Source organism: Streptomyces phaeolivaceus, assembly GCF_009184865.1.
In the GTDB taxonomy this organism is placed as follows: Bacteria; Actinomycetota; Actinomycetes; order Streptomycetales; family Streptomycetaceae; genus Streptomyces; species Streptomyces phaeolivaceus.
This window is the reverse complement of the sequence record NZ_CP045096.1, coordinates 7,240,384-7,266,656: the sequence shown is the minus strand read 5'-3', so window position 1 is coordinate 7,266,656 and position 26,273 is coordinate 7,240,384. Positions and strand designations below refer to the sequence as shown.

Here is a 26,273-nt window from a genome sequence, read left to right as displayed (position 1 = left end):
TTGGGGGATGGTGCATGTCGTACGCGACGGGGCGGCGGGTGGTCGTCACGGGGCTCGGGGCTGTCACACCGCTCGGGGTGGGTGTGGGCGAGCTGTGGCAGGGGTTGCTGGAAGGCCGGTGCGGGATACGGGAGTTGGCGGGGGCGGAGTTCGCGGAGTTACCCGTGCGGGTCGCGGGGACGGTGCCGGTGGATCCGGCCGACCTGCTGCCCCGGCCCCGGGCCCGGCGGATGAACCGGGCCGCGCGGTTCGCCGTACTGGCGGCGCGGGAGGCCTGGCGGGACGGGGGGTTCGATCCCGGCGGTACGGCCGCGAGCGGGCTCGATCCGGAGCGGGTCGGGGTGTCCGCCGGGGCGATCCTCGGTGACGCGTCGGTGCTCGTGGCGGGCGACCGGCAGTTACGGGACCGGGGGCCGCGCGGGGTGTCGCCGCTCACCACTCCGATGTGCGTGCCCTCGCAGGCGGCGTCGCAGATCTCCCTGGACCTCGGTATCACCGGGGAGGCGCGGACCGTCACCAGCGCGTGCGCGTCCGGGACGGAGGCGATCGGGCAGGCGGTCGACCGGATCCGGTACGGGCGGGTGGACGTGGCGGTCGCGGGTGGGGCCGAGGCGGTGGTGACTCCGGCGATCATGGCGTCGTTCGCGGCGATGCGGGCGTTGTCGCGGCACGGGCTGGACGGGGGCGCGGGGAGTCCGTCCCGGCCGTTCGCGACGGACCGGGACGGGTTCGTGAACGGGGAGGGGGCGGGGTTTCTGCTGCTGGAGGCGGAGGAGCACGCACGGGCCCGTGGGGTGCGGATCTACTGCGAGGCGGCGGGGTGGGGGCTGTCCGCCGACGCGCACCACATGGCGGCGCCGGATCCCTCGGGCTCGGGGGTGGCGCTCGCGCTGCGGCGGGCGCTGGTGGACGCGGCGGCGTCGGCGTCGGATGTGGTGCATGTCAACGCGCACGCGACGGCCACGGTCGACGGGGATCTCGCCGAGGCGAACGCGTTGGCGGTGGTGCTGGCGGGGCGGCGGGTGCCGGTGACGGCGCTCAAGGGGCACCTCGGGCATCTTCAGGGGGCGGCCGGGGCGGTGGAGGCGCTCGCCACCGCGCTCACGCTGCACCACGGGGTGATCCCCCCGACCATCGGCTGCGCCGACCAGGACGACGCCATCACCCTCGACCTCGTCACCGCCTCCCCCCGGCCCCTCCCCTCCGACGGCGACCTCGCCCTCACCAACTCCTTCGGCTTCGGCGGCCACAACGCGGTCCTGGCCCTACGCCGCGCGGCATAGCCCCGGGTCCCTTCACGCGGTAGTCCGTGCGGCGGGTCAGGCCGAGCGAATGTGTTCGTGGGGCGGGTCAGGCCGAGCGAATGTGTTCGTGCGGCGGGTCAAGCCGAGCGTTTGCGTGGGGTTGCCTTCTTTGGTGGGGACTTCTTTGTCGTGGATTTGGTGGCTGTGGGTTTTGTGGTCGTTGACTTTGTCGGTGTTGCTTTCTTGGGGGTTGGCTTTTTGGCGGTGGTTGTCCTCTTCGTGGGCTGGGGGGCTTGGGGTGTTGACTTCTTGGTCGTGGCGGTGGACTTCTTGCCGGGGGGTTGTTTGGGGGTGGGGAGGGCGGTGATGTCGGCGACCGGCTCGGGTGGGGGTTCGCCTCGGGATTGTTTGGCTTCCCGGACGCTCTTCTCCAGGGCCGCCATGAGGTCGAGGACCTTGCCGCCCGCGGCCGGCGCGGGGGCGGAGGGCGGCTCCGCGCCGGAGGCCTTCGCGGCGATGAGTTCCTCGACCGCCTCGCGGTAGTCGTCGTGGAGGGATTCGAGGTCGACCTCGCCGAGCGTGTCCATGAGCGCGTCCGCGAGGTCGAGTTCCTTGTCGCGGACGGTGACACTCGCGTCGGGGGCGACCCCCTCCGTCGTACGGATCTCGTCGGGCCAGAGCAGACCGTGCATGGCGAGGACGTCGTCCACCACCCGCAGCATGCCGAGCCGCTCCCGCCCGCGCAGGGCGAACTTGCAGATGGCGACCTTCCCGCTGCGCCGCAGCGCCTCGCGGAGCAGGGTGTACGGCTTGGCGGCGGGGACACCGTTCGCCGCGAGGTAGTACGCGGCGTCCACCTGGAGCGGGTCGACGCTCTCCGCCGGGACGAAGCCCTCGATCTCGATCGTCTTGGCGGTGGGGATCGGCAACGCCGCCAGATCCTCGTCCGTGATCGGGATCATCGTGCCGTCCGCGTCCTCGTACGCCTTGCCGATCTCCCCCTGCGTCACCTCGCGGTCCTCCAGCTCGCAGACCTTGCGGTAGCGGATGCGACCGCCGTCCTCCAGGTGGACCTGACGGAAGGAGACGGAGTGGCTCTCGGTCGCGTTCACCAGCTTGATGGGGATGCTGACCAGGCCGAACGAGATGGCGCCGTTCCAGATGGATCGCACGGGCAGCACGCACCTTTCGGGTCGCCGCTTCCGGTTTGTCCACACCGTAACGCGGACCGAATTCACCTGCCCGTCGGCCGCCGGGGCCCTGCCGGGGGCCTGCCGGAGGACCCGGCGTCGGACCGGTCAGGATTCGAGAAGCGCGGGTCGGTGGGGCGCGCCTAGCGTGAAGGGCATGGACCTGACCTTCAACGCGAGCTTCCTCCCGCACGACGACCCGGACGCCTCCCTCGCCTTCTACCGCGACATCCTCGGCTTCGAGGTCCGCAACGACGGCGGGTACGAGGGGATGCGCTGGATCACGGTCGGACCGGCCGGCCGGACACCTCCATCGTCCTGGAGCCGCCGGCCGTCGACCCGGCCGTCGACGACGCCGAGCGGCGCGTGATCGTCGAGACGACGGCCAAGGGGACGTACGCCCGTGTCCTCCTCGCCAGCGCCGACCTCGACGGCACCTTCGCCCGGCTGGAGGCGGCCGGCGCCGAGATCGTGCGGGAGCAGATGAAGCAGCCGTACGGCGTCCGTGACTTCGCCGTCCGGGATCCCGCGGGCAACCTGATCCGCGTCCACGAGGTCTGAGGTACCGCCGCGGTCGGACCGAAGACACCCACAGGGCCCACCAGCGCCCGTACTGTTCCCAGCGGATCGGATCCGGACAGGCGACGCCGACGGGGACCGCGGACGCGGCCCCCGCCCGACAGATGGAGGAACGATGACCAAGGCCACGAGGGCGCGGACGCAGGCGCAGTCTCCCGGGCCGCACGCCGCCGACAGCCATGATCTGATCCGTGTGCACGGGGCGCGGGAGAACAATCTCAAGGACGTCAGCATCGAGATCCCGAAGCGCCGGCTGACGGTGTTCACCGGGGTCTCCGGCTCGGGCAAGAGCTCGCTGGTGTTCGACACGATCGCCGCGGAGTCGCAGCGGCTGATCAACGAGACGTACAGCGCCTTCCTGCAAGGCTTCATGCCGAACCTGGCCCGTCCCGAGGTGGACGTGCTGGACGGGCTGACCACCGCGATCACCGTGGACCAGCAGCGGATGGGGTCGGACCCGCGCTCCACGGTCGGCACCGCGACCGACGCCAACGCGATGCTGCGGATCCTGTTCAGCCGGCTCGGCAGGCCGCACATCGGCCCGCCCGGCGCGTTCTCCTTCAACGTCGCCTCGGTCTCGGCGAGCGGCGGGCTCACGGTCGACCGGGGCGCCGACAAGACCAAGACGGAGAGGGTGACGTTCAGCCGTACCGGCGGGATGTGCACGCACTGCGAGGGCCGGGGCAAGGTCTCCGACATCGACCTCACGCAGTTGTTCGACGATTCCAAGTCGTTGTCCGAGGACCCGTTCACCATCCCCACCTACACCGGGGACGGTTGGGTGGTGCGGATCATCGCCGAGTCGGGCTTCTTCGACAAGGAGAAGCCGATCCGCCGCTTCACCAAGAAGGAGCGGCACGACCTCCTGTACCGCGAGCCGACGAAGGTGAAGGTCAACGGGGTCAATCTGACGTACGAGGGCCTGATCCCGAAGCTGCAGAAGACCTTCCTCTCCAAGGACCGCGAGTCGATGCAGCCGCACATCCGCGCGTTCGTGGACCGGGCGGTCACCTTCGCCGTCTGTCCCGACTGCGAGGGCACCCGGCTCGGCGAACTGGCGCGTTCCTCGCGGATCGGCAAGGTCAACATCGCCGAGGCCTGCGCGATGGAGATCCGTGACCTGGCCGAATGGGCGCGCGGGGTCAAGGACGCGTCGGTGGCGCCGCTGCTCGCCAAGCTGCACTACACGCTCGACTCGTTCGTGGAGATCGGCCTCGGCTATCTCTCGCTGGACCGGGCCTCCGGCACGCTCTCCGGCGGTGAGGCGCAGCGGACGAAGATGATCCGCCATCTCGGTTCCTCGCTCACCGATGTCACGTACGTCTTCGACGAGCCGACCATCGGGCTGCACCCGCACGACATCGAGCGGATGAACAACCTGCTGCTGCGGCTGCGCGACAAGGGCAACACCGTGCTCGTCGTGGAGCACAAGCCGGAGACGATCGCCATCGCCGACCATGTCGTGGACCTCGGCCCCGGCGCCGGTACGGCGGGGGGCACGGTCTGTTTCGAGGGCACCCTGGAGGGGCTGCGGGCGAGCGACACCGTCACCGGGCGGCACCTCGGCGACCGGGCCGCCCTGAAGGAGACGGTCCGCAAGCCCACCGGGAGGCTGGAGATCCGGGGCGCGTCGGCCAACAACCTCCAGGACGTCGACGTCGACATCCCGCTCGGTGTGCTCACCGTCGTCACCGGGGTCGCCGGGTCCGGCAAGAGTTCGCTGGTGCACGGCTCGATCCCCACCGATGAGGGCGTGGTGTCGATCGACCAGACCCCGATCCGGGGCTCCCGGCGCAGCAACCCGGCGACGTACACCGGCCTCGCCGACCCGATCCGCAAGGCCTTCGCCAAGGCCAACGGTGTGAAGCCGGCGCTCTTCAGCGCCAACTCCGAGGGCGCCTGCCCCACCTGCAACGGCGCCGGGGTCATCTACACCGACCTGGCGATCATGCAGAGTGTGGCCACCACCTGCGAGGAGTGCGAGGGGAAGCGGTTCGAGGCGTCGGTGCTTGAGTACCGCTTCGGCGGCCGGGACATCAGCGAGGTGCTCGCGATGTCGGTGACCGAGGCGGAGCGGTTCTTCGGCGAGGGTGAGGCCCGCACCCTCGCGGCCCATCGGATCATCGAGCGGATGGCGGACGTCGGGCTCGGCTATCTCACCCTCGGCCAGCCGCTGACCACGCTCTCCGGCGGTGAGCGGCAGCGGCTCAAGCTGGCCACCCACATGGGTGACAAGGGCGGGGTGTACGTGCTCGACGAGCCGACCACGGGTCTCCACCTGGCCGATGTGGAGCAGCTGCTCGGGCTGCTCGACCGGCTGGTCGACGCCGGGAAGTCGGTGATCGTCATCGAGCACCACCAGGCGGTCATGGCCCATGCCGACTGGATCATCGACCTCGGCCCCGGCGCCGGTCACGACGGCGGCCGGATCGTCTTCGAGGGCACCCCGGCGGACCTCGTCGCGGACGGCTCCACGCTCACGGGGGAGCATTTGGCCGCGTACATCGGCGCCTGACGGGCGGTCGGGCGCCCGGCCCCTCCGGGCGGGCGCCCGCAACCGCCGACCCCTTTGCCCCCTTCCGTACCGAATGGGATTCTGGCTCCCATGACACCGATCACCGAGGTGGAGGGCCACAGGGTCGCCCTCTCCAACCTGGAGAAGGTCCTCCACCCGGCGACGGGCTTCACCAAGGGCGAGTTGCTGCACTACTACGCCACGACCGCCGGCGCCCTGCTGCCGCATCTGCGCGACCGCCCGGTCTCCTTCCTGCGCTACCCGGACGGGCCGGGCGGCCAGGTGTTCTTCACCAAGAACGTGCCGCCGGGCCTCCCGGACTGGGTCACCACCGCGGAGGTACGGCGGATGGAGGGCCCGGCCCGGATGGTGCTGGTCCAGGATCTGGCGAGCCTGATGTGGGCGTCGAACCTGGTCGCCGAGTACCACACCCCGCAGTGGACCGTCCGTACCTCCGACGAGGCCGACCGGCTGGTGTTCGATCTGGATCCGGGGGCGCCCGCGACGGTCGTCGAGTGCTGCGAGGTGGCACGCTGGCTACGGGAGCGGCTCGCGGCGGACGGGATCGAGGCGTACGCGAAGACGTCCGGGTCGAAGGGGCTGCATCTGCTGGCGGCGGTGCGCGGGGCGTCCTCGGAGCGGGTGACGGAGTACGCCAAGACGCTGGCCGTGGAGGCGGAGGAGGCGCTGCCCCGCCTGGTCGTGCACCGGATGACCCGCAGTCTGCGTCCCGGCAAGGTCTTCGTCGACTGGAGCCAGAACGCCGCCCGCAAGACCACGGCCACGCCCTACACCCTGCGCGCCCGCCCCGAGCCGACCGTCTCCGCGCCGGTCACCTGGGCCGAGGTCGAGGAGTGCGCCTCCCCCGGCCGGCTGGTGTTCCGGGCCGAGGACATCGCGCCCCGCCTCCAGGACCACGGCGATCTGCTGGCACCGCTCCTGGACCCGGACACCGCGCACGTACTGCCGTGACGGTCCACGCCTGCACCCGGGTCCACGCCCCCACCGGCGTCCCCGTCTACACCCGGGTCCATGTCCGTCGGTCGCGGGCCGTCGCGTGCAGCCCCTCCACGTCCGCCGGCTTCAACACCCCACCCGCGCGGGCGAGTTCCGCGAGGTCCGTGTCGCGCAGGACGCGGACCTCGCGCAGGGGGGTGGCGATGTCGAGGGAGGCGGGTTCGGCGAGGGCGAGGACGGGGCGGACCTCGGCGGTGAGGGCGTAGGAGGCACGGTCGGCGTCGGCACGCAGCCCGCGCAGCAGCGCGCGGGGTTCACGGCGGCCGACGGCGACCAGGGGGTCGGTGACGACGACGCGCTGCTTGCGGGCGTACAGGGAGCGGACGCAGTACAGGCCCCCGGGTCCGACGACCAGATGGTGGATGCGGTCGCCGCCGGGCAGCGGCACGGAGTGCAGGGTGTGCCAGCCGGCGCCCTCCAGCCGGTCCAGCGCGTCACCGACGGTCCGCTCGGCGGCCAGGGCGCGGCGGCGCGGGTCGGGACGCAGCCGGCGCGGCGGTCCGGGGGCTCGGTCGAGGGCGATCAGCAGGGCCTCGCCCGGGCGGTTGGGGGCCAGGTCGTCGTCCGGGTGAAGGCTCAGCCGGGCCAGTTCGGCGGGGGTGGGCACGGGTGGCGGGCCCACCGCGACCGGGCCGGTGAGGAACGGGCCGAGGACGGCCAGCACCTCCTGTCTCGACCCCTCGCTGAGCAGGTTCACCCGGCCCGCCTCGCGGTCGTACCAGGCGATGGTCCTCCCGTCGGTCCGGCAGACGTACAGGCGCTCCTGTCCGTGCCGCCAGGTCGGTATGACGCGCGGTCCGCTCATGCACCATCACCCCACGACCATGGGAACAGGCGGGGTGCTCCATCGGCAAGAACCCGGTTACCTTTGGGAGGACGACCCGTCGTCAGGGCTTGGGGAGGCGCCGTTGCGGACGCGCAGGATGCAACCCGATGTTCCCGCTCCGGGGGAACCGTGGAGCGAGATCGTGCCCGGACTGTGGATGGGCGGGCACGAGTTCGCGCCGAGGACCGGTGCCGGGGGCATCGAATTCGCGGTCGTCCGCGACGAGTTCGATCTGGTGCTGACCCTGCTGCGGCTTCCGGGGTACGGGCCCGACGACGGCGTGGAACACCATGTGTGGCCGATCCCGGACGGGCCGCTGGACGGTACGCAGCTGGCGGGTGTGCTGCGGCTGGCGCGGGCGGCGTGCGACGCGCTGGAGGACGGCAAGCGGGTCCTCGTCCGCTGCTACAGCGGGTACAACCGGTCCGGTCTGGTCGTCGCACAGGCGCTGATCCGTGACGGGCACTCCGCCGAGGAGGCGATCCGGCTGGTCCGCGCCCGCCGTTCGCCGTGGGCGCTGCACAACGAGCTGTTCGTGGACTATCTGCGCACCGGGCTGGCGACGGTCCGGTTCCTGGAGGAGCTGGAGGAGCTGACGGAGTAGTGCCGCGGGCGGAGGACTTCGGTACGAATAGGGTGTACGGGACCGTATCGACACCCTCAGGAGTCCCGTGTCCCCCAGTCGCCGTCACCGTCACCGTGCGCGGGTGGCCGTCGGTGCGTCGGCCGCCCTGGCCTGCGCCCTGCTGCTGGGTGCCTGCGGCGACTCCGGGGGTCTGGTGAGCGCGGGCGCCACCCCCACCGCGAGCGGCCCGACCCGGCTGTGGCCCGGGGAACCGCCCGCCTCCTCCCCCGCCTACGACTACGGCGAGGCCGAGACCGAGGTCGTCAAGGGCGTCGGGGCAGTCGGCGAGGACATCCACCGGGTGGACCCGGTGGCCGTCGTACGGGCGGAGATCGCCGCGCACCCCGACATGTACTCCGGGTCGGCGGCCCCTTACGGCGGGACGGCCGCGCGGATGGCGGAGTGCGGCAGGAGCGAGCGCGAGGGTGAGGAAAGAGGCGGAGGCGAGGAAAGGAGCGGGGGCGGGGACCCTGCCCGATGTCCCGTCCTCAAGGCCTACTACCGGGATCTGACCGGTGACGGGCGCGACGACATGGTGCTCGGGTTCCGGCTGCTGCCCGGGAACCAGACGGCGGTGCGCATGTACACCTTCGAGGCGGACCGGCTGGTGCAGGTGCTGGCCAGCGACGACGCGGTGCTCGCGGTCGAGCTGGCCGGCCGTACGGTGATCATCCGCTCGCCCGCGGCGATCGTCGGCTACGAGTACCGCACCCAGTGGACCTGGGACGAGGACCAGTTGGCGATGCTGCTCACCCGGGACGAGATCCTGCGGGTCGGCGGGGCGTCGGCGAAGCCGAGCCGCTCCCCCTCGGCCTCCCCCTCGGCCTCCCCCTCGGCCTCCCCCTCCGGCTCCGCCCCGCTCTCCTCCGCCCCGCCCTCGCCGTCGGTGAGTGCGCGGTGAGCGCGGCGGGGACCTCGCGGAAACGGTTCGGCCTGCCCGGCTGGACCTCCTCGCTCACCTGGAAGGCGCTGGCCTTCATCACGGTCATGTGCTGCGGGCTGGCCGCGCTGCTCGGCGCGCTCGTGCATGTCTCCGTCACCAACCGGACCGTGAGCGACGCCCGCTCCCGGGCGCTCGTCCGGCTCGACGAGGCGGTACGGGCGTACGAGGCCGGGAACCGGCTGCCGCCGAACTCCGGGATCGACGCGCGGGGGCTGCCGAAGCCGCTGCGCGAGCTGGCGGTGGGCGGGCGGCGCGGCACGATGGTCGGGGTCGCCGACGGGTACCCCACGATGTGGGCGGCGGCCCCCGCCGACGGCCGCGCTCTCGCCGTACAGATCGACTACGCGCAGAGCGCGGCCACCATCGAGAACCTCGACCGGGCCATCCTCGGCTCCTCCGCGCTGGCGATCGGGGTGACGCTGATCGTGGGCGCGCTCGGCGTCAGCGGGGTGACCCGGCGGCTGCGGACGACCTCGCAGGTGGCCCGGCGGATCAGCGCGGGCGACCTGGACGCGCGGGTCGGCGACCCCCGGACGACGGACCCGGCGCGGTACCGCGACGAGGTGGCCGCGGTGGCCGCCGCGCTCGACACCATGGCGTCCACGCTCCAGCGGAAGCTGCTGAGCGAGCAGCGGTTCACCGCGGACGTCGCCCATGAGCTGCGGACGCCGCTGACCGGGCTGCACGCGGCGGCCGAGCTGCTGCCGGCGGGGCGGCCGACGGAGCTGGTGCGGGACCGGGTGGCCGCGCTGCGGACACTGACCGAGGATCTGCTGGAGATCTCCCGGCTGGACGCGGGGAGCGAGCGGCTGGAGCTGGACACGATCCGGCTCGGGGTGCTGGCGGAGCGGGTGGCCGCGCACGCGAGTGGCGGCGACACGGAGGTCCGTGTCGCCGAGGACGCGTGGGTGGAGACGGATCGGCGGCGGCTGGAGCGGGTGTTGGGGAATCTGGTGGCCAACGCGCACAAGCACGGGGCACCTCCGGTGGTGGTGACCGTGGAGGGGGCCTCGGTCAGTGTGCGGGATCACGGGGGTGGGTTTCCGGGGTATCTGGTGGCGGAGGGGCCGCAGCGCTTTCGTACGGAGGGCTCCGCCAAGGGGCATGGGCTGGGGCTCACCATCGCGGTGGGGCAGGCGGAGGTGTTGGGGGCGCGATTGGGATTTGAAAACGCTCCTGATGGGGGTGCGTTGGCCGTATTGCGGCTGCCGGTGAGTGGGGGCTGGTCGCGCAGTTCCCCGCGCCCCTGAGGGCGCGGGGCTGCCCTTATGGCCCAGTGCGGAAGGCGCCGCATCCCCCCTCCTCCTAGCGTGGCGGATAGTCAGACTCGCCCCCTTTTGTTCTGGAGGAGCATCAGATGTCCTTGCGGATTCTGCTCATGCGGTTCGGTATAGCGGCTGCCGGTGGCGCCCTGCTGGCGTTCGCGGCCACGACGCCCGCCGCCGGTGTCGGACAGGAGGACCCACGGGAGAGCAAGCAGATCGTCAAGGGCGAGGTCGTCGCCCGTAGCGGTCTGATCCTGCGGAGCGCGCCCACCCGCGGCGGCGCGATCATCCGGGTCGCGCACCACGGCGAGATCGTCAGGATCTACTGCCGGACCGAGGGTCAGCCGGTCGACGGCACCCGGCAGTGGTACCTGCTCGTCGACGGCACCTGGGCCTGGGGTTCGGCCCGCCACATCGAAGCCTTCAGGACGCCGCGCTGGTGCGACGCCTGAGCGAGGGAACGCGCGGCGACAAGAAGACAAGACGCGCAAGACATCCCAAAAGGGTCCCATGTGGGTAAGTTCCGGGCATGACCACCAAGGCCGGACCGACCCTGGCGGCGGATCCCTCGGACCCGTCCCCGCCGCCCGCCGTACGCCTGCTCCGGCGCCGAGGCGTCGAGTTCACCCTCACCGTCGTGGCCGTCCTGCTCTCCGTGTCCGGCTACTGCGCCGTCGGTCTGGCGAAGCACGGCACCGTCCCGCCCGGCGCCGCCGACTACGGCGCCGGGCTCGGCGTGCTCGCGCTGCTGGCCCATCTGGCGGTGCGGCTGCGGGCGCCGTACGCGGATCCGCTGCTGCTGCCGATCGCGGTGCTGCTGAACGGCCTGGGCCTGGTGCTGATCCACCGGCTCGACCTGGAGACCCCGGCCGACCTGGCGGCGCCCGCGCAGCTGAACTGGTCGACGCTCGGGGTGGCGCTGTTCATCACGGTAGTGGCGCTGCTGCGGGACCACCGGGTGCTCCAGCGGTACGCGTACGTCTCGGTGGTCGCGGCCCTCGCCCTGCTGGCGCTGCCGATCCTGTTCCCGCCGGTCAACGGGGCCCGGATCTGGGTGCGGATCGCCGGGTTCTCGCTCCAGCCGGGCGAGTTCGCGAAGGTGCTGCTGGCGCTGTTCTTCGCCGGCTATCTCGCGGCCAACCGCAACGCGCTGGCGTACGCCGGGCGCCAGATCTGGCGGTTCAAGCGCCTCCAACTGCCCACCGGGCGTGTGCTCGGCCCGATCGTCACCATCTGGCTGCTGAGCGTCGGCGTCCTGGTCCTGGAACGGGACCTGGGCACCTCGCTGCTGTTCTTCGGCCTGTTCGTGATCATGCTGTACGTGGCCACCGGCCGGACCGGCTGGATCGCGGTGGGGCTGCTGCTGGCGTGTGTGGGCGCGGTGGCCGTCGGCTGGCTCGAACCGCATGTGCACAGCCGGGTCGAGGACTGGCTGCATCCGTTCGCGTCGATCGAGGCGGGCCGGGGTCCCGGCCAACTCGCCCAGTCCCTTTTCGCGTTCGCCGCCGGCGGGCTGCTCGGCACCGGTCTGGGCCTCGGCCACTCCGTGCTGATCGGCTTCGCCGTGAAGTCGGACTTCATCCTGGCCACGGCGGGCGAGGAACTAGGGCTCGCCGGGCTGGCCGCGATCTTCCTGCTCTACGCCCTGCTGGTGGAGCGCGGCTTCCGTACCGGCCTCGCCCTGCGCGACCCCTTCGGCCGACTGCTCGCCACCGGGCTCGCCTCGATCGTCGCGCTCCAGGTCTTCGTCATCGCGGGCGGTGTCACCGGTCTCATCCCCCTCACCGGCATGGCGATGCCCTTTCTCGCCCAGGGCGGCTCCTCCGTCGTCACCAACTGGATCATCGTGGCCCTGCTGATGCGGATGAGCGACTCCGCGAGACGGCAGTACGACCCCGGACCACCGCTCACCGAACCCGGCCGGGAGGGGCAGCAGGAGCAGGACGGCAGCCGGGAGGGCCGGGGCGCATGACCAAGTACATCCGCCGTGCCGCCGCGCTCTGCGCGCTGCTGCTGCTCGCCCTTCTGGTCAACGCCGCCCGCGTCCAGGTCGTCCAGTCCCGCGCCCACGACGACAATCCCGCCAACCGCCGCCCGGCGATCGCCCGTTGGGGGCAGCCGCGCGGGAACATCGTGGTCGAGGGGCGCGCGGTCACCGGCTCGAAGGACACCGGGGAGCAGCTCCGCTTCGAACGGACCTATCGGGACGGCCCGTTGTACGCGCCGGTCACCGGGTTCGCCTCGCAGGTGTACGGGACGACGTTCCTGGAGCACGCGCAGGACCCGCTCCTGGACGGCAGCGACCCGCTGCTGTCCTTCCTCCCCCTCTGGAACGACATCACCCGCGACCGGAACGCGGGCGGCGAGGTCGTCACCACGCTCCGGGAGGCGGCCCAGCGGGCGGCCTATCGGGGACTCGGCGCCCGCCGGGGCGCGGTCGCCGCGCTCGAACCGGCCACCGGGCGCGTCCTGGCGCTGGTGTCCCGGCCGTCGTACGACCCCGGGGTGCTCTCCGGCAACGGGCGCGAGGCGGCCGAGGCGTGGGCGCGGCTCAACGCGGACGCGAGCAAGCCGATGCTCAACCGGGCGGTGCGGCAGACCTATCCGCCGGGTTCGACGTTCAAGGTGGTGACGGCCGCCGCCGCGCTGGACTCCGGGGTGGTCACGGATCTCGACGCCCCCGTCCGCTCCCCCGACCCCTACACCCTGCCGGGGACCACGACGTCCCTGTCCAACGAGGTCGAGGGCTGCGAGAACGCCTCGTTGCGCTATGCCTTCGAGTGGTCCTGCAACACGGTCTTCGCGAAGCTGGGAGTGGATGTGGGCCTTGGCGCCATGACGGACTCGGCCCGCGCGTTCGGCTTCAACGACCCGGGGCTGCGCATCCCGTTCTCGGTCGCCCCGAGCAGCTTCGACACCGAGATGGACCGGGCACAGCTCGCGCTCTCCTCCATCGGCCAGTACGACACCCGGGCCACGCCGCTGCAGATGGCGCTGGTCACGGCGGCCGTGGCCAACGGGGGCTCGGTGCGGACGCCGTACCTCGTCGAGCGCACCACCACGGCGAGCGGGCGCCCGGTCGCCGGTTCCGGCGCGCACCCCCTGCGCCAGGCCATGAACCCCACCACCGCGCGGCGGCTGCGCGAGCTGATGCGGGGGGTCGTCGAGGACGGCACCGGCGCCAACGCCGCCCTGCGCCACGCCACCGTCGGCGGCAAGACCGGCACCGCCCAGCACGGCATCGGCAACTCCGGCACCCCGTTCGCCTGGTTCATCGGCTGGGCCCAGTCCGACGACGCGATCGAACCCGAGGTGGCGGTGGCCGTGGTGGTGGAGGACGCGGAGGCCGTACGGGGGGACATCAGCGGGGGCGGGGACGCGGCACCGATCGCGCGGGAGGTGATGCGGGCGGTGCTCAAGACCTCCGGTTGACGGCAGCGCCCCCGACGAACCGTGACCACCTGCTGAGAAAACGGTGTGCCCCGCGATCGGCGCCGACCTATCGTGCGCCCCATGACGACCGCCACGTACGAACTCGCCCAGGTCAACATCGCCCGCCTCAAAGCCCCCTTGGACTCCCCGCAGCTCAAAGACTTCGTCGACGCCCTCGACCCGGTGAACGCGGTCGCGGACGACTCCCCCGGCTTCGTCTGGCGCCTCCAGAGCGACTCCGGCAACGCCACGGACATCCCCGTCCTCGGCGACGAGTGGCTGGTCATCAACATGTCGGTGTGGCGGGACACCGACGCCCTGACCGCGTTCATGTACCAGGGGCAGCACCGGGAGCTGCTGTCCCGCAGGCGGGAGTGGTTCGAGCGGCTGGCCGAGGCGGCGACCGCCCTGTGGTGGGTCCCGGCCGGGCACCACCCCACCGTCGCCGAGGCGGAGGAGCGGATCCTCCACCTCCGCGCCCACGGCCCGACCCCGTACGCCTTCACCCTGCGCACCTCGTTCCCGGCGGGACCGGCGGGACCGAACGCGGAGCCGGGCGCGCAGTCGGGCGCCGAGCCGGGCGCGGAGTCGGGCGCGGAGTCGGGCGCCGAGCCGGGCGCGGAGTCCGTGGCCCCGGGTGCCGCCGTCGTCAGCTGATCGGCTGCCGGATCTCGTCGCGGACCTGAAGGGTGCGCTCCGCGAAGGCCTCCACGTCCACCTTCTCGGGGTCCTGGCCGACGCTCTCCACGCCCAGCTCCGCGACGGACGCCCCGGTGTTGCCGTCGGCCCAGGCGCACATCGGGTACGTGACCTCGCTGCCGGCCTGGTCCTGGGTGACGACCTGGCAGCTGATGGTGACGTCCGAGCCGTCCGGGGTGTAGTCCTCGGACGGCACGGCCACCGTGATCGCGTCGACCCCGGCCGCGCCCTTCAGCATGTTGTCGCGGGCGGCGTCGGTGTTCTTGAACCGGCCGTACATGCCCGAGACGATCAGGGCACCCTGGGCCCCGTCCTCCTGGGGCGCGTACTGCGCGACGGCGGCCGTGACATCGCGCGCGTCGAAGGCACCCTCCGCCTCGTCCTCCACCTGCTTGCCCGTGGTGTCGGAGAGGTCCTGGGCGAGCTTGTACTCACCGTCCAGCACGGTGTCGGGCAGCACGAGCCGGTACTCGGCCTCCGGGAAACCGCTCGAACTCTGCGTCCCGACGACCCACAGGCCCACCGCGCCGACCACCACGAGACCGACGACGCCGCCGACTGTCCCGAGGATCAGCCCGACCCGGCTCTTCGGCGGCGGCACGGGCTGCCACCCGCCGGGAGGGGGCGGGCCGCCGTACGGCTGCTGCTGCGGGTAGGGCTGCTGACCGTACGGCTGGGGCTGCGGCTGCTGCGGGTACGGCCGGCCGTACGGCTGTTGGCCGTAGGGGCCGGGCTGCTGGGGCGGTGGAGGCATGGACACGCCAGCACGGTACTCCACAAGTGGCGCGCAAAGGATTGACGGCCTTGCTGACAAGTAGTCTCATAAGCGGTGACCGCTGGTAACTGCCAGAACTCCCGTACGAGGAGCTGCGACAGCATGACAACGGTGACCTCGGTGGACTCGACGAACCCCGTGTCGGAGGCGGAGGTCCTGCGCGACGCGCTCGGACTCCTCAAGGACCGCGAACAGGTGGCCGAACGACTGCTCGTGTCCTCCGCGAAGCACTCCTTCGACCCGGACAAGGAACTGGACTGGGACGCCCCCTTCGAGGAGGGCAAGTGGTACTGGCCGCCGGAGCTGGTCTCCCTCTACGGGACTCCGATGTGGCGGAAGATGAGCGAGGAGCAGCGGATCGCGCTCTCCCGGCACGAGGCGGCGGCGCTGGCCTCCCTCGGCATCTGGTTCGAGATCATCCTCATGCAGCTGCTCGTCCGGCACATCTACGACAAGGCCGCGACCAGTGCGCACGTCCGCTACGCGCTCACCGAGATCGAGGACGAGTGCCGGCACTCGAAGATGTTCGCCCGGCTGATCAGCAAGGGCGACACCCCGTACTACCCGGTGAGCCGGCTGCACCACAATCTGGGCCGCCTCTTCAAGACGATCTCGACGACGCCCGGCTCCTTCACCTCCACCCTGCTCGGCGAGGAGATCCTCGACTGGATGCAGCGGCTGACCTTCCCCGACGAGCGGGTCCAGCCGCTCATCCGGGGCGTCACACGCATCCATGTCGTCGAGGAGGCCCGGCATGTGCGGTACGCCCGTGAGGAGCTGCGCCGCCAGATGGTGACGGCTCCGCGGCTGTCCCGGAGCTTCACCCGGGTCACCTCCGGGGAGTTCGCCCGCGTCTTCGCGGTCGCCTTCGTCAACCCCGAGGTCTACTCCCACGTCGGCCTCGACCAGCGTTCGGCTCTCGCGCAGGTACGGGCGAGCGGGCACCGGCGGGAGGTCATGCAGACGGGCGCGAAGCGGTTGACCGACTTCCTGGACGACATCGGGGTGTTGCGGGGCGTGGGGCGGCGGATATGGAGGTCTTCGGGGTTGCTGGCGTAGGGGGTGTGTGGGGGCGCGATACGGGGTGGGTGCGCGAGGTGCGTCGGCGGGTGCGGGTCCGGTGGGGCTGGTCGCGCAGTTCCCCGCGTCCCTGAAGAGCCGGGGCGCAACCCCGCTTTTTCAGGGGCGCGGGGAACTGCGCGAGAAGCCCCACCGGACCCGCACCCGAACACATGGCCGACCAGCGGAGCTATGAGGCGCCCGGCGCGGCGGCGCAGCCCGTACGCTGCGAGGTATGACGTCCGAGGCCCCCACCCGCGCGTACCGCCGACTGAGCGTGGAGGAGCGGCGTGGTCAGCTGCTGGACGCCGCGCTGGAGCTGTTCGCGCACCACGCGCCGGAGGACGTGTCCCTGGACGATGTCGCGGAGGCGGCCGGGGTCTCCCGTCCCCTCGTGTACCGCTACTTCCCCGGCGGCAAGCAGCAGCTCTACGAGGCGGCCCTGCGCTCCGCCGCCGAGGAGCTGGAGCACTGCTTCGACGAGCCCGCCGAGGGCCCCCTCACCCGCCGGCTGGCCCGCGCCCTCGACCGCTATCTGGCGTTCGTGGACGAGCACGACACCGGTTTCAGCGCCCTCCTCCAGGGCGGCAGCGTCGTGGAGACGTCCCGGGCGACGGCCATCGTGGACGGGGTCCGGCGGGCCGCCGCCGAGCACATCCTGCGGCATGTGGAGGTCGCCGAGCCGAGCCTCCCGCTGCGGATGACCGTGCGGATGTGGATCACCTCCGTGGAGGCCGCCTCGCTCATCTGGCTCGACGAGGGCAAGCGACCTGACGTCGGCGAGCTGCGCGACTGGCTCGTCGAGCAGTTCGTCGCCTGTCTCACCGCGACCGCCGGGCGCGACCCGCAGACCGCAGCCGTCGTCCGGCACGCCCTGACCGTCGAGACCCCGGACGGCGCCGTCGCCGCCCTGGCCCGCCGCGTCCTGCCCGTGGTCGGCGACGCCGGCCACCTGCTGTGACACCCACGCCGGTGCTGTGACACTGGTCCGGTGAAGAGCCAAGACACCCCCTTCGTGGGCGGCCCCCTGGACGGGCGCGTCCTGCCCGTGCTGCTCGGCATCACCGGGCACCCCCCGAAGACGTACCGGGTCCCGGTGCCCGACGCGGCCGGCGGCCCCCCGACCGTGCTCGTCTACCGCCGGGTCGACGCCGGCCGGGGCGGCTTCATGCACCAGCTGTGGAAGTACGAGTACGCCCCCGACGCGGACCCGAGCCGCCGGCCGAGGTGGCCCTGGTCCAGGCCCGGTGCTCCGGCCCGCCCCGGCACCCCGGACACCCCCGGCGGCAAGTCCGCCACGCCGCCCTCGGGGCCGCGCCCCACCGACGAGTGACACCCCGGCGCCGAACGGTCCACCCGGCGCGCGCCCGCCCCGCACTCCCCCCATCCTGCCGATGCGAGGTGGACGGCCCACCCCCGCACCGGAGGTGATGACGTGTCAGGAAGGCTTCTGCGCCTGGTCGGTACGGCGGCGGTCACGGCCCTCACGGCCGGCGCCCTGATCGGCACACCCCCCGCCCCCGCCCTCGCCGCGCCGAAGCCCCCGGCGGCCGGCGACCCGGAGGCCGAGGCCCCGGCGTCCCCCGGCACCCGCTCGGTGGCCGATCTGCTCACCGACCTGCGGCGGCTCCACCACGAGGCCGAGTCGGCAAAGGAGGCGTACTCCGCGACCGGCTCCGCGCTGACCAGGCAACGGGCCGAGGTGAGCAGGCTCGACCACCGGCTCGCGACGGCCCGTCTCTCCCTCCACGACAGCCGGGGCGCGGCCGGGCGGCTGGCCCGGCAGCAGTACCAGAGCAGCAGCACCGCGCTCTCCCCGTACGTCGGGCTGCTGATGGCCCGCGACCCGTACCGGGCGCTGGAGCAGGGCCATGTGATCGGCCAGGTCGCCCGGGAGCGTGCCGAGACGATCGAGCGCCTGACCGGCGACGAACAGGACACCGACACCCTCGCCCGCAGGGCCCGCGCGGCCCTGGACCGCCAACTCACCCTCACCGAACAGCACCGGAGACAGCACGACACCGCGTCCGACCGCCTGGCCGAGATCGAAAAACTCCTCGCCTCCCTGACCCCGGCCCAGTTGACCGCCGTGCGGAAATCGGAGGACACCGCCGAGGCCCCACCGTCGAAGCCGCAGGACACCCCGGTCTTTTGGTCTTTGGTCTTTTAGGGGCGCGGGGAACTGCGCGAGAACCCGCACCCACCCCGCACCCGCCGACGAACCCCGCACCCCACCCCATAGGCGCCCGGCCCCTAACCCCCCGCCACCTCCGCGAGATAGGCCCGCGTCTTCTCCGCGTCATAGAAATAGCTTTCGAAGTCCGACGGATCGTCGAACCCATTGGCAAAACGATCCGCCACCACCGGCAACCCCTCCGCGGCCCCGACCAGCCCCAGCACATGCTCGGCCGGCGGAGCCAACATCGTGTTGGTCCACTTGGTGACCGGCCCCGCGATCCGCCAGAACCGCTCGAACGTGCGCCGCATCCACGCCTCGTCGAACTCCCCGTCCCCGTGGTCGAGGATCGCGGCGAGATAGACGGCCGCGCACTTGGTCGCGGAGTTCGCGCCCTGCCCGGTGAGCGGGTCGTTGGCCACGACGACGTCCCCGGCACCCAGCGCCAGACCACCGCCGGGCAGCCGCCCGACGGGGTTCCGGACGACCGGGGTGTAGCGGCCGGTGAGCGCCGCCCCGGGGTCCGTCACCTCGACGCCCGCGGTGCGCGCGTACTCCCAGGGGACGTACCGCTTCATGAGGTCCAGGGTCAGCGCGAGCTGTTCCTCGGCGTTCCGGACGCCGTCGAAGGCGTCCAGCGGCCCGCCGGGCAGGCCCAGCCAGAACAGGGCGTCCGCGTGGCCGGAGGTGGTCAGGACCGGCTGGACGATGAGTTCGCCGAGGCCGGGCAGCAGGTTGCAGCGGGCCGCGTCGAACTCCGGGTGCTCGGGGCGCGGGCCCAGTCCGTGGACGTAGACCGCGGCGAGCGCGCGCTGTGGCTCGGTGTGGGGTGAGCGGGCGGCGTCGCGGGGGAACATCCGGACCAGTTCGCCCTTGCCCGCGGTGACGAGCACCAGGTCGTAGACGCGGGAGAACCAGTCGAGGTCGGAGACCGCGGCGCCGTGCACGACCAGCTGGCCACCGCGCCGGGCGAAGGTCTCCAGCCAGCCGGCCATCTTCACCCGCTGGTCCACGGCCTGCGCGTACCCCCGCAGCCGGCCGACCCAGTCGACGGCGCGCGCGCCGTCCGGGCCGGCGACGGACACGCCGACGCCCTCGATCCTGGGGGCCTGGCTCTCCCAGAAGTTCAGTTCGAGGTCGCGTTCGTGGCGCAGCGCCGAGTCGAACATGCACTGGGTGGACATGATCCGGCCGGCGCGGATCTCGTCCGGGGTCCGATTGGACATCAGTGTGACCTCGTACCCGTGCGACTGGAGTCCTAGGGCCAGCTGCAGCCCGGACTGGCCGGCTCCGACGACGAGTATCTTCCGCATCCGGACAGGTCTCCTGGTTCGTCCGTGGTGTCCCGCTGGCGGGACTTACTCGGGGCTGAGGGATATCGCGTGGCCGCACAGTGCCAGCAGGGTCTCCATCGCGGAGGCCCGCTTGCGCGCGTCCATGATGATGACAGGTACATGCTTGGGCACGGTCAGTGCGTCCCGGACGTCCTCGGGGTCGTAGCGCACACTGCCCTCGAAGGCGTTGACCGCGACGATGTACGGCAGTCCACAGCTCTCGAAGTAGTCGAGCGCGGGGAAGCAGTCGCCGAGGCGGCGGGTGTCGGCGAGGACGACCGCGCCGATCGCGCCGCGCACCATGTCGTCCCACATGAACCAGAACCGCTCCTGTCCGGGCGTGCCGAACAGGTACAGGACGAGGTCGTCGTCGAGGGTGATGCGGCCGTAGTCCATGGCCACCGTGGTGGTCAGCTTGCCCGGTGTCGCGGACAGGTCGTCCGTGCCGGCGCTGGCCTCGGTCATCAGGGCCTCGGTGCGCAGCGGGGTGATCTCGGAGACCGCGCCGACGAAGGTGGTCTTGCCGACGCCGAAGCCGCCCGCCACCACGATCTTCGTGGCGATGGGGGCCCGGCTGAGGTCGGCCTGCCAGGGTTTCAGCTCCTCCTCGGGCTCCTCCGCCGGCTCGGCCTCGGGAGGGGCGGCGTCCGGGTCGACGCGGAGCGCGCCGGCGTCGAGACGAGGGGCGTGCGCGTCGACATGGACGCGGGGGGCGTCGTCCTTGACGCCCGGGGTGACGCCGGCCGAGGCGTCGGGGTCGACGCCGGCCGAGGCGGCGTCAGAGACGGCGGAGTCCACTCAGCACCCTTTCCAGCAGAACGCGGTCCGGCTGTCCCGGTCCGTGACCTGTTCCGTACACACGGATCTTTCCCTGGTCCGCGAGATCGCTGAGGAGGACGCGGACCACACCGAGCGGCATCTTCAGCAGCGCGGCGATCTCCGCCACCGTCCGCATACGGTGGCAGAGTTCGACGATGGCCCGCATCTCGGGCATCACCTTGGCGTTGAGTGAACCTCCCCCACAACTAAACATGTGGGCGGTACCCCCAGGCAACTCCCGCCGCTCCGCCGGGGCTTCGAGTACGGCGACGAAGGTCTCCATGTGCAGGACATGGCCGAAGCGGGTGCGACCGCCGGTGAGCGAGTAGGGGCGTACGCGGGCGGGTTTGCGGTCGCCGCCGCGCACCGGGAGACGCTTCGCGCCCCTCCCGCCGGGCGTGCCCTTGCCGCCCGCCGCGTTCTTCCCGCCCACCGCGCCCTTCCCGGACTTCGCGCCCTTCGGGCCGGCCGGCCGCTTCGCCGGACCGGACTCGGGGGCACGCGCCCGGCCCTGCCCGGGGCCGCTCATCGACGGCTCCCGGCGGCCTCGGTCTCCTTCTGGGACTCGGCCTCCAGGGACTTGCGCAGCTCGCTGCGGAGTTCCGGGGTGAGGACATGGCCGGCCCGGCCGACGAAGAGCGCCATGTGGTACGCCACCACGCTCATGTCGCAGTCCGGGGAGCCGTGCACCCCGAGCAGCGAGCCGTCGCTGATCGACATCACGAAGAGGCTGCCGTGGTCCATCGCGACCATCGTCTGCTTGACCCCGCCGAACTCCATCAGCTTGGCGGCGCCGATGGTGAGGCTGCCGATGCCGGAGACGATGGTGGCCAGGTCGGCGGCGGAGTCCCGGGGGCTCTGGGGCCGCTCTTCCCGGGCCTGGCGGGCCTCGGCGTTTCTGCCGGGGTCGGAGGAGAGCAGCAGCAGGCCGTCGGAGGAGACCACCGCGACCGACAGCAGCCCCGGCACCTCCTCGACGAGGTTGGTCAGGAGCCAGTGCAGGTTGCGGGCTTCACTGCTCAGTCCGAAGGTAATGGGCGCGGTCAACTGCTTTCCTCCTCGGAAGTGCCCCCCGTGGTGTCAACTGCCTCTGTTCGGTACTCATGTGCCACGTGCTCACGCGCCTGGGGCATCCGTGTCTCACCCGACTGCTCGGCGATCTCCGCCTCGACGTCGCGGCGCCCCTGGCTGGCCCCCTGGTGGAACCCGCCGAGCCTACGGCGCAGTTCCTCGGCGTTCACGCCCCCGGCGCGCGGCCTGGGCGGCATGGGTGTGGGCTCGGTGATCCTGGGCGTGCGCTTGGGCAGGCCCTTGTCGGTGAGCCGCGGGGTCTCCTCGCCCCGTGGCCCCTCCGCCGTGCGCGCCGCGTTCCCTTCCTCTGCCTCGGCACGCTCATGGGTGTCGGGGTGGCCCGCGTACGGGGTGTCCTCGTCCTCGTGGGCGATGTCCTCCTCGGCGATGTCCTCGTCGGCGCCCTTCCCCGGGGCCACCGGAGCGAAGAGCTCCATCGTCGTCTCGGACACGGACTCGGCCCTGTTTCCGGGACCGGCCGCGGGTTCGTCGTCTTCCGGTACGACGGTCCCGGCGGCCTCCACCGCGTCGGCGGCGTCGGCGGCCGTCCCCACGGCCTCCCTCGCCAGCAGTGCCCGCTCGGCCGCCTCGATGAGCGGGTCGCCGTCGCCTTCCGGCTCGCGTACGGCGACGGAACGGCCGGGCAGGACGTTCGAGTTGGCCTCGGCGTCGGCGCCCGGCAGCGTGAGCTGGGACGTGACGGAGACGGGGGTGCCCACGGGCACGGCGGGCGTGGGGGCCAGCAGTGCCTTGGGCAGGACGACGACCGCGGCGGTGCCGCCCGAGCCGTGCGGCTGGAGCCGGACGGGGGTGCCGAGCCGGTGGGCGAGGCGGGCCACGACGTACAGGCCGAGCCCGAGGCCCTCGCCGTCCTCCTGCTCGTAGGGCGCCTCGGGGTCGAAGTCGGTGAGGCGGGAGTTGAGCCGGGCGAGCCGGTCGGGGGCGACGCCGATGCCGCCGTCCTGGACGGAGAGGGTGATCTCGCCGTTCTCCATCAGCCAGCCGGAGACCTCGACGGACATCTCCGGCGGCGAGAACGACGTGCCGTTCTCCATCAGTTCGGCCAGGAGGTGGCTGAGGTCGTCGGCGGCGAACCCGGCGACATGCGCGCCCGGCGGCAGCGCGGCGATGCGGACGCGTTCGTAGCGCTCGATCTCGCTGACCGCGGCGCGGACGACGTCCACGAGCGGGACGGGTCCGGCGTGGTGCTGGATGTGCTCGTGACCGGCCAGCACGAGGAGGTTCTCGCTGTGGCGGCGCATGACGGTCGCGAAGTGGTCGAGCTTGAAGAGCGTGGCGAGCCGGTCCGGGTCCTGCTCGCGCTCCTCCAGGGACTCGATGACGGCGAGCTGCCGCTCGACGAGGCCGAGGGTGCGCAGCGCCAGGTTGACGAAGGTGGCGTGAACGCTGTGCTGGACCTTCGTCAGATGCGCGGTGGCCTCGGCGAGTTCGGCGCGCAGCCGGTCGCGGTCGTCGGCCATGGTCTGGCGCTGGCCGATGAGGTGCTTGCGGTCGCCCTCCAGGGGCGCGAGCCGCTCGTGCAGTGCGAGGGCGTGCGCGTGGAGCGCGTTGACGGAGCGTACGACCTGGGCGAACTCGTCGTTACGGCCCGTGAACTTGACCGGTTCCTCGTCGGCCGGGTCGCCCGCCACCCGTGCGGAGCCGATGCGCAGCACGGCGAGCGGGCGGGTGAGGGAGCGGGCCATGCCGGTGGCGACACCGACGGCGAGGAGCATCAGGGCGCCGAGGACGGCGATCCGGATCTCCAGCGCGGTGACGTCCTCGTCGCGGAGCTGGGCGAGGTCCTTGGTGCGCCGGTCGTAGAGGGAGGACTCGGCGCCGCGCATCAGGTCCACCCGGGCGGAGAGCGCCGCGCCCACCTTCTTGGCGCTGGTGCCCGCCTCGCTCGCGGAGAGCGTCGGCTGGTCGGTGAGGTCCGTCAGATACTTCTCGGCGGTGCCGGCCTCGGGGCCGGTGACCGTGGCGTCGTACGAGGAGCGTCCGGCGGCGGGCGCGGTCTCGCGGAAGTGGGCGAGCGCGGCGTCGGAGCGGACCCGGGCCTGCTGGGCGACGGCGGTGAGGGCGTCGCGCTGCTTCGCGTCGGCCTCCGAGGCGCCGGTCGTGGTGGTGGGCAGCCCGGTGACGGGGTCGACGACGGTCCGGGTGGTCGTCGGGACGCTGAGCGCGGCGACGAGCAGCCCCCGGGCGGCGGCGGCCTGCTGGACGGCGGTGTCGAGTTCGGCGAGGGCGTAGGCGCCGCCGCCCGCGCGCGGCGGCAGTTCGGCGGCGAGTTCCTCGGCGAGGGCGTGGAGTTCGGTGACGACGGTGGTGTACGCCGTGTGCGCCTCCAGGGCGGTGCTCTTCCCGGAGAGCGCCGCCTGACGGATGCCGGCGATGGACTCCGCGCTCTCGATGGTCTCCCGCAGCCCGGCGGAGGTGTCGGTGTCCGCGCTCAACTCCTCGACCTGGGTGTCGACGCGGTCGCTGCGCTGCTTGCTGGGCTCGGCCGCCTTGGGCCGCCCGGCGGCGATGTAGGCGGTGACCTCGTCACGCTCGTCCGCCAGCGCGTGCGCCAGCGTGAGCGCCTCCTGCGTCTGTTCGGCGAGGGTGACCAGGCTCTGGGTGTCGCGCAGTTGCTCGGAGGCGGCGAGGATCGAGGGCGCCCCGGCACCCGCTATGGCGGCGGCGACCACGGCCACGGCGACGATGAGCCGGTTGCGTACGTGCGCCTTCCGCCCGGTGCCGACGGCGGGAGCCTCGGCCCTGGCCGTCCCCCCCTGGTTCGGAGAGGCCGCCGAGGCCTTCGAGGCTGCCTGCTTGCCTGCGCGCCGAGGCCGCGTCTTCTGCACCGGTGCTCGCATTCCTGACTCGTGTACCCATGGGCCGGGGTGACGATCCGTCGACCGGTCGAAAGCCGTCGGTCGAAAGTCGTATGTCGTGCACAGCCGTCCCCCCGGTACGGCTCCCGACCCTCCCAGTGCCGGTGGGCGGCGGTCCCGCATCATCAGTCCCGCCACCCGAAGGAGTGAACATCGCCGGGGAGTTGGCGGGCAAGTTCCTCCGGCTCGTGCCGATGCCCTCTGCCGCGGGCCGGTTGGACGTCGGCGACGCGCTTTGACAGTATTCGCCGCCGCGCTTCACCGCTCACGATCATTCCATGCCAAACCCGGCGCCCCGCCTGGAGGGTCCGGGGCGTACGGCGACCATTGTCGGCCTTTCCCGGATCTCGTGGAGGGCTCGTGCAGACTGGCCGAATGCGCACGGAACTCGCCTCGGAGCCCGGCAACCCCTTCCACCCCAACGAGGACTTCGCGGCGGTGGCCCTGCCCGCGGGGGGACAGGGCGGTGCCCTCGTGGTCCTCGACGGAGTGACCCCGCCGCCCGACGGCTACGGCTGTCGACATTCGGTCGCATGGTTCACTTCCCGCCTCGGCGGCTCCCTGACCGAACTGTCCGTTTCGGAGTGGGATTCGCCGTTGTCCGACGTGCTCTCACAGGCCATTTCTCGTACCGCCCGAGCCCATACGCAAACCTGTGACCTTTCTCACCCGAGAACCCCACAGGCCACAGTGGTTGTCGCCCGCTGGTCCCCGACGACCGTGGAGTACCTGGTGTTGTCGGACTCCGCGCTGCTGTTCGAGCGGCCGGACGGCACCGTGACGGCCGTGCTCGACGACCGTCTCTCGCTGCTCCCCCGCTCCGCCCTGGCGACGGCCGCGCATGTCGACTCGGTGCTCCGCAACAGGGAGGGCGGTTTCTGGACGGCCGCGGCGGATCCCGCCGTCGCCGTCCGCGCGGTGACCGGAACCGTCCCCCGCGAGGAGGTCCGCACGCTCCTCGCGTTGACGGACGGCGCGGGCCGCTGGACGGAGATGTTCCACGAGGGCGACTGGACCGACTGCCTCACCTTCACCCGCAAGTCGGGGACGCGGGGCCTGGTGCAGCGGGTGCGGGAACTCGAAGTCACCGACACGGACCGGGCGTTCCTGCGCCGCGCCAAGACGCACGACGACGCGAGCGCGGTGTTCGTGGAGTTCTAGGGCCTGTCGCCAAATTCCCGTCGGCCTCCGGGCGACGACGGGAATTTGACGACAGGCCCTAGTCAGCCCTCCACACCACGGTTCAACTGGTGCAGCAGCTGGGCCAGTTGGGCCACCTCGTCCCGGTCCCAGCCCGCGAGCTGCCGTACGTACGCGACCCGGCGGGCGTCCCGGACCGCGCGGAAGCGGGCCCGGCCCTCGTCCGTGAGGTGGACGAGCCAGGCCCGGCCGTCGGCGGGATCGGGTTCACGGGCGATGAGGCCGAGGTGTTCCAGGGCGCGTAGCTGACGGGACATGGTGGCCTTGCCGACGCCGATGTAGGCGGCGAGTTCGGTGGCGCGCAGCCGGCCGGCCTCGTCGAGGCGGGCGAGGAGGCCGTAGGCGGCGGACTCCAGGTCCGGGTGGACCGCGCGGGCCATCTCCCCGGACTTGGCGCGGGCCCGCCGCAGCAGGACCGTCAACTCCCGCTCCAGCGCGAGGTACGCCTGGTCCATCCCGCCCGCCGACAGGTCGGCCTCGCCCCCGCCGCCGTCGCCGTTTCCGCCCTCGTCCTGCACGTCAGCGCTCCTGATTCCGATTCCGGGTACCTGCGGGTCAGTATTTCGCAGGTGGGGGGTGGACACCGTCCGGGTCGCCCGCGGGTCCGGTGGGGGCTGATCGCGCA

The 26,273-nt window shown here is 72.3% G+C and carries 24 protein-coding genes and 1 pseudogene; 16 read left to right on the top strand and 9 right to left on the bottom strand.

The genetic code is table 11. From position 1 onward, the window contains the following. Positions 1 to 14: 14 nt before the first annotated feature. A complete protein-coding gene (locus F9278_RS33690) occupies positions 15 to 1,283 on the top strand; it encodes a beta-ketoacyl-[acyl-carrier-protein] synthase family protein (RefSeq protein WP_152171670.1) in 1,269 nt (422 codons plus the stop codon). Positions 1,284 to 1,381: 98 nt separating this feature from the next. Here the strand turns inward: F9278_RS33690 and ku are convergent, their stop codons facing one another. Next, entirely contained in the window at positions 1,382 to 2,416 is a 1,035-nt protein-coding gene (gene ku / locus F9278_RS33685) for a non-homologous end joining protein Ku (protein WP_450372868.1), read from the bottom strand. Positions 2,417 to 2,591: 175 nt separating this feature from the next. Here ku and F9278_RS33680 point away from each other — a divergent pair. The 3 genes and pseudogenes from F9278_RS33680 to ligD all read left to right on the top strand — a co-directional run bounded on the left by F9278_RS33680 (position 2,592) and on the right by ligD (position 6,500). Further along, a pseudogene (locus F9278_RS33680) lies at positions 2,592 to 2,995 on the top strand (VOC family protein). A gap of 133 nt (positions 2,996 to 3,128) precedes the next feature. After that, positions 3,129 to 5,528 carry an ATP-binding cassette domain-containing protein gene (locus tag F9278_RS33675; protein ID WP_152171668.1) on the top strand — a complete coding sequence of 800 codons (2,400 nt, stop codon included), beginning with the start codon at positions 3,129 to 3,131 and terminating at the stop codon, positions 5,526 to 5,528. A 90-nt stretch (positions 5,529 to 5,618) separates the two neighbouring features. Continuing rightward, positions 5,619 to 6,500, top strand: coding sequence for a non-homologous end-joining DNA ligase (ligD, locus tag F9278_RS33670; RefSeq protein WP_152171667.1), 882 nt, complete (start codon positions 5,619 to 5,621; stop codon positions 6,498 to 6,500). 46 nt (positions 6,501 to 6,546) lie between these two features. Here ligD and F9278_RS33665 read toward each other — a convergent pair whose 3' ends face one another. Beyond that, positions 6,547 to 7,350 (bottom strand): nuclease-related domain-containing protein, encoded by an 804-nt coding sequence (locus tag F9278_RS33665; protein WP_152171666.1) that lies wholly within the window; start codon positions 7,348 to 7,350, stop codon positions 6,547 to 6,549. Positions 7,351 to 7,468: 118 nt separating this feature from the next. On the opposite strand from F9278_RS33665, the gene F9278_RS33660 reads away from it, so the two are divergent. The 7 genes from F9278_RS33660 to F9278_RS33630 all read left to right on the top strand — a co-directional run bounded on the left by F9278_RS33660 (position 7,469) and on the right by F9278_RS33630 (position 14,293). Continuing rightward, the gene (locus tag F9278_RS33660; protein WP_152171665.1) at positions 7,469 to 7,975 is read left to right on the top strand and encodes a protein-tyrosine phosphatase family protein; all 507 of its coding nucleotides are present in this window, start codon (positions 7,469 to 7,471) and stop codon (positions 7,973 to 7,975) included. 103 nt (positions 7,976 to 8,078) lie between these two features. Next, positions 8,079 to 8,897 (top strand): hypothetical protein, encoded by an 819-nt coding sequence (locus tag F9278_RS33655; RefSeq protein WP_152171664.1) that lies wholly within the window; start codon positions 8,079 to 8,081, stop codon positions 8,895 to 8,897. Continuing rightward, positions 8,894 to 10,189 carry a sensor histidine kinase gene (locus tag F9278_RS33650; RefSeq protein ID WP_226967068.1) on the top strand — a complete coding sequence of 432 codons (1,296 nt, stop codon included), beginning with the start codon at positions 8,894 to 8,896 and terminating at the stop codon, positions 10,187 to 10,189. The genes F9278_RS33655 and F9278_RS33650 overlap by 4 nt, the downstream gene beginning before the upstream one ends. Before the next feature lie 107 nt (positions 10,190 to 10,296). Then, the gene (locus F9278_RS33645) at positions 10,297 to 10,656 is read left to right on the top strand and encodes an SH3 domain-containing protein (protein ID WP_152171663.1); all 360 of its coding nucleotides are present in this window, start codon (positions 10,297 to 10,299) and stop codon (positions 10,654 to 10,656) included. A gap of 77 nt (positions 10,657 to 10,733) precedes the next feature. Next, positions 10,734 to 12,176 carry an FtsW/RodA/SpoVE family cell cycle protein gene (locus tag F9278_RS33640; RefSeq protein WP_226967067.1) on the top strand — a complete coding sequence of 481 codons (1,443 nt, stop codon included), beginning with the start codon at positions 10,734 to 10,736 and terminating at the stop codon, positions 12,174 to 12,176. Then, positions 12,173 to 13,636, top strand: a complete 1,464-nt coding sequence (locus F9278_RS33635; protein WP_152171662.1) for a penicillin-binding transpeptidase domain-containing protein — start codon at positions 12,173 to 12,175, stop codon at positions 13,634 to 13,636. The genes F9278_RS33640 and F9278_RS33635 overlap by 4 nt, the downstream gene beginning before the upstream one ends. 81 nt (positions 13,637 to 13,717) lie before the next feature. Beyond that, complete coding sequence (locus F9278_RS33630) at positions 13,718 to 14,293, top strand: DUF3291 domain-containing protein (RefSeq protein WP_152171661.1); 576 nt, start codon at positions 13,718 to 13,720, stop codon at positions 14,291 to 14,293. On the opposite strand, the gene F9278_RS33625 is transcribed toward F9278_RS33630, so the two are convergent. Further along, entirely contained in the window at positions 14,286 to 15,089 is an 804-nt protein-coding gene (locus F9278_RS33625) for a hypothetical protein (RefSeq protein WP_319023150.1), read from the bottom strand. The two genes, F9278_RS33630 and F9278_RS33625, sit on opposite strands and share 8 nt — an antisense overlap. A gap of 123 nt (positions 15,090 to 15,212) precedes the next feature. On the opposite strand from F9278_RS33625, the gene F9278_RS33620 reads away from it, so the two are divergent. The 4 genes from F9278_RS33620 (at position 15,213) to F9278_RS33605 (ending at position 18,339) form a co-directional block, all read left to right on the top strand. Further along, positions 15,213 to 16,169 carry an AurF N-oxygenase family protein gene (locus F9278_RS33620; protein WP_152171660.1) on the top strand — a complete coding sequence of 319 codons (957 nt, stop codon included), beginning with the start codon at positions 15,213 to 15,215 and terminating at the stop codon, positions 16,167 to 16,169. A gap of 235 nt (positions 16,170 to 16,404) precedes the next feature. Further along, entirely contained in the window at positions 16,405 to 17,130 is a 726-nt protein-coding gene (locus tag F9278_RS33615) for a TetR/AcrR family transcriptional regulator (protein ID WP_152171659.1), read from the top strand. Positions 17,131 to 17,160: 30 nt separating this feature from the next. Beyond that, the gene (locus tag F9278_RS33610) at positions 17,161 to 17,502 is read left to right on the top strand and encodes a hypothetical protein (RefSeq protein WP_152171658.1); all 342 of its coding nucleotides are present in this window, start codon (positions 17,161 to 17,163) and stop codon (positions 17,500 to 17,502) included. Positions 17,503 to 17,604: 102 nt separating this feature from the next. Next, the gene (locus F9278_RS33605; protein WP_152171657.1) at positions 17,605 to 18,339 is read left to right on the top strand and encodes a coiled-coil domain-containing protein; all 735 of its coding nucleotides are present in this window, start codon (positions 17,605 to 17,607) and stop codon (positions 18,337 to 18,339) included. Positions 18,340 to 18,422: 83 nt separating this feature from the next. Here F9278_RS33605 and F9278_RS33600 read toward each other — a convergent pair whose 3' ends face one another. The 5 genes from F9278_RS33600 to F9278_RS33580 form a co-directional block, all read right to left on the bottom strand. Next, on the bottom strand, positions 18,423 to 19,658 hold the full coding sequence (locus F9278_RS33600; protein WP_152171656.1) for a styrene monooxygenase/indole monooxygenase family protein: 1,236 nt from the start codon (positions 19,656 to 19,658) through the stop codon (positions 18,423 to 18,425). Between the two features lie 45 nt (positions 19,659 to 19,703). Then, positions 19,704 to 20,279, bottom strand: coding sequence for a GTP-binding protein (locus F9278_RS33595; protein WP_226967353.1), 576 nt, complete (start codon positions 20,277 to 20,279; stop codon positions 19,704 to 19,706). 178 nt (positions 20,280 to 20,457) lie between these two features. Continuing rightward, positions 20,458 to 20,931 (bottom strand): DUF742 domain-containing protein, encoded by a 474-nt coding sequence (locus F9278_RS33590; RefSeq protein ID WP_152174287.1) that lies wholly within the window; start codon positions 20,929 to 20,931, stop codon positions 20,458 to 20,460. Positions 20,932 to 21,023: 92 nt separating this feature from the next. Then, positions 21,024 to 21,545: a roadblock/LC7 domain-containing protein gene (locus F9278_RS33585; protein ID WP_152171654.1), complete on the bottom strand. Its 522-nt coding sequence runs from the start codon at positions 21,543 to 21,545 to the stop codon at positions 21,024 to 21,026. Then, positions 21,542 to 24,418, bottom strand: coding sequence for a sensor histidine kinase (locus F9278_RS33580; protein WP_152171653.1), 2,877 nt, complete (start codon positions 24,416 to 24,418; stop codon positions 21,542 to 21,544). Before F9278_RS33580 ends, F9278_RS33585 begins: the two co-directional genes overlap by 4 nt. Before the next feature lie 405 nt (positions 24,419 to 24,823). Here F9278_RS33580 and F9278_RS33575 point away from each other — a divergent pair, with 405 nt between their 5' ends. After that, positions 24,824 to 25,609, top strand: a complete 786-nt coding sequence (locus F9278_RS33575; RefSeq protein ID WP_152174286.1) for a protein phosphatase 2C domain-containing protein — start codon at positions 24,824 to 24,826, stop codon at positions 25,607 to 25,609. Positions 25,610 to 25,671: 62 nt separating this feature from the next. Here the strand turns inward: F9278_RS33575 and F9278_RS33570 are convergent, their stop codons facing one another. Continuing rightward, a complete protein-coding gene (locus tag F9278_RS33570; RefSeq protein ID WP_152171652.1) occupies positions 25,672 to 26,166 on the bottom strand; it encodes a MarR family winged helix-turn-helix transcriptional regulator in 495 nt (164 codons plus the stop codon). Positions 26,167 to 26,273 lie beyond the last annotated feature (107 nt).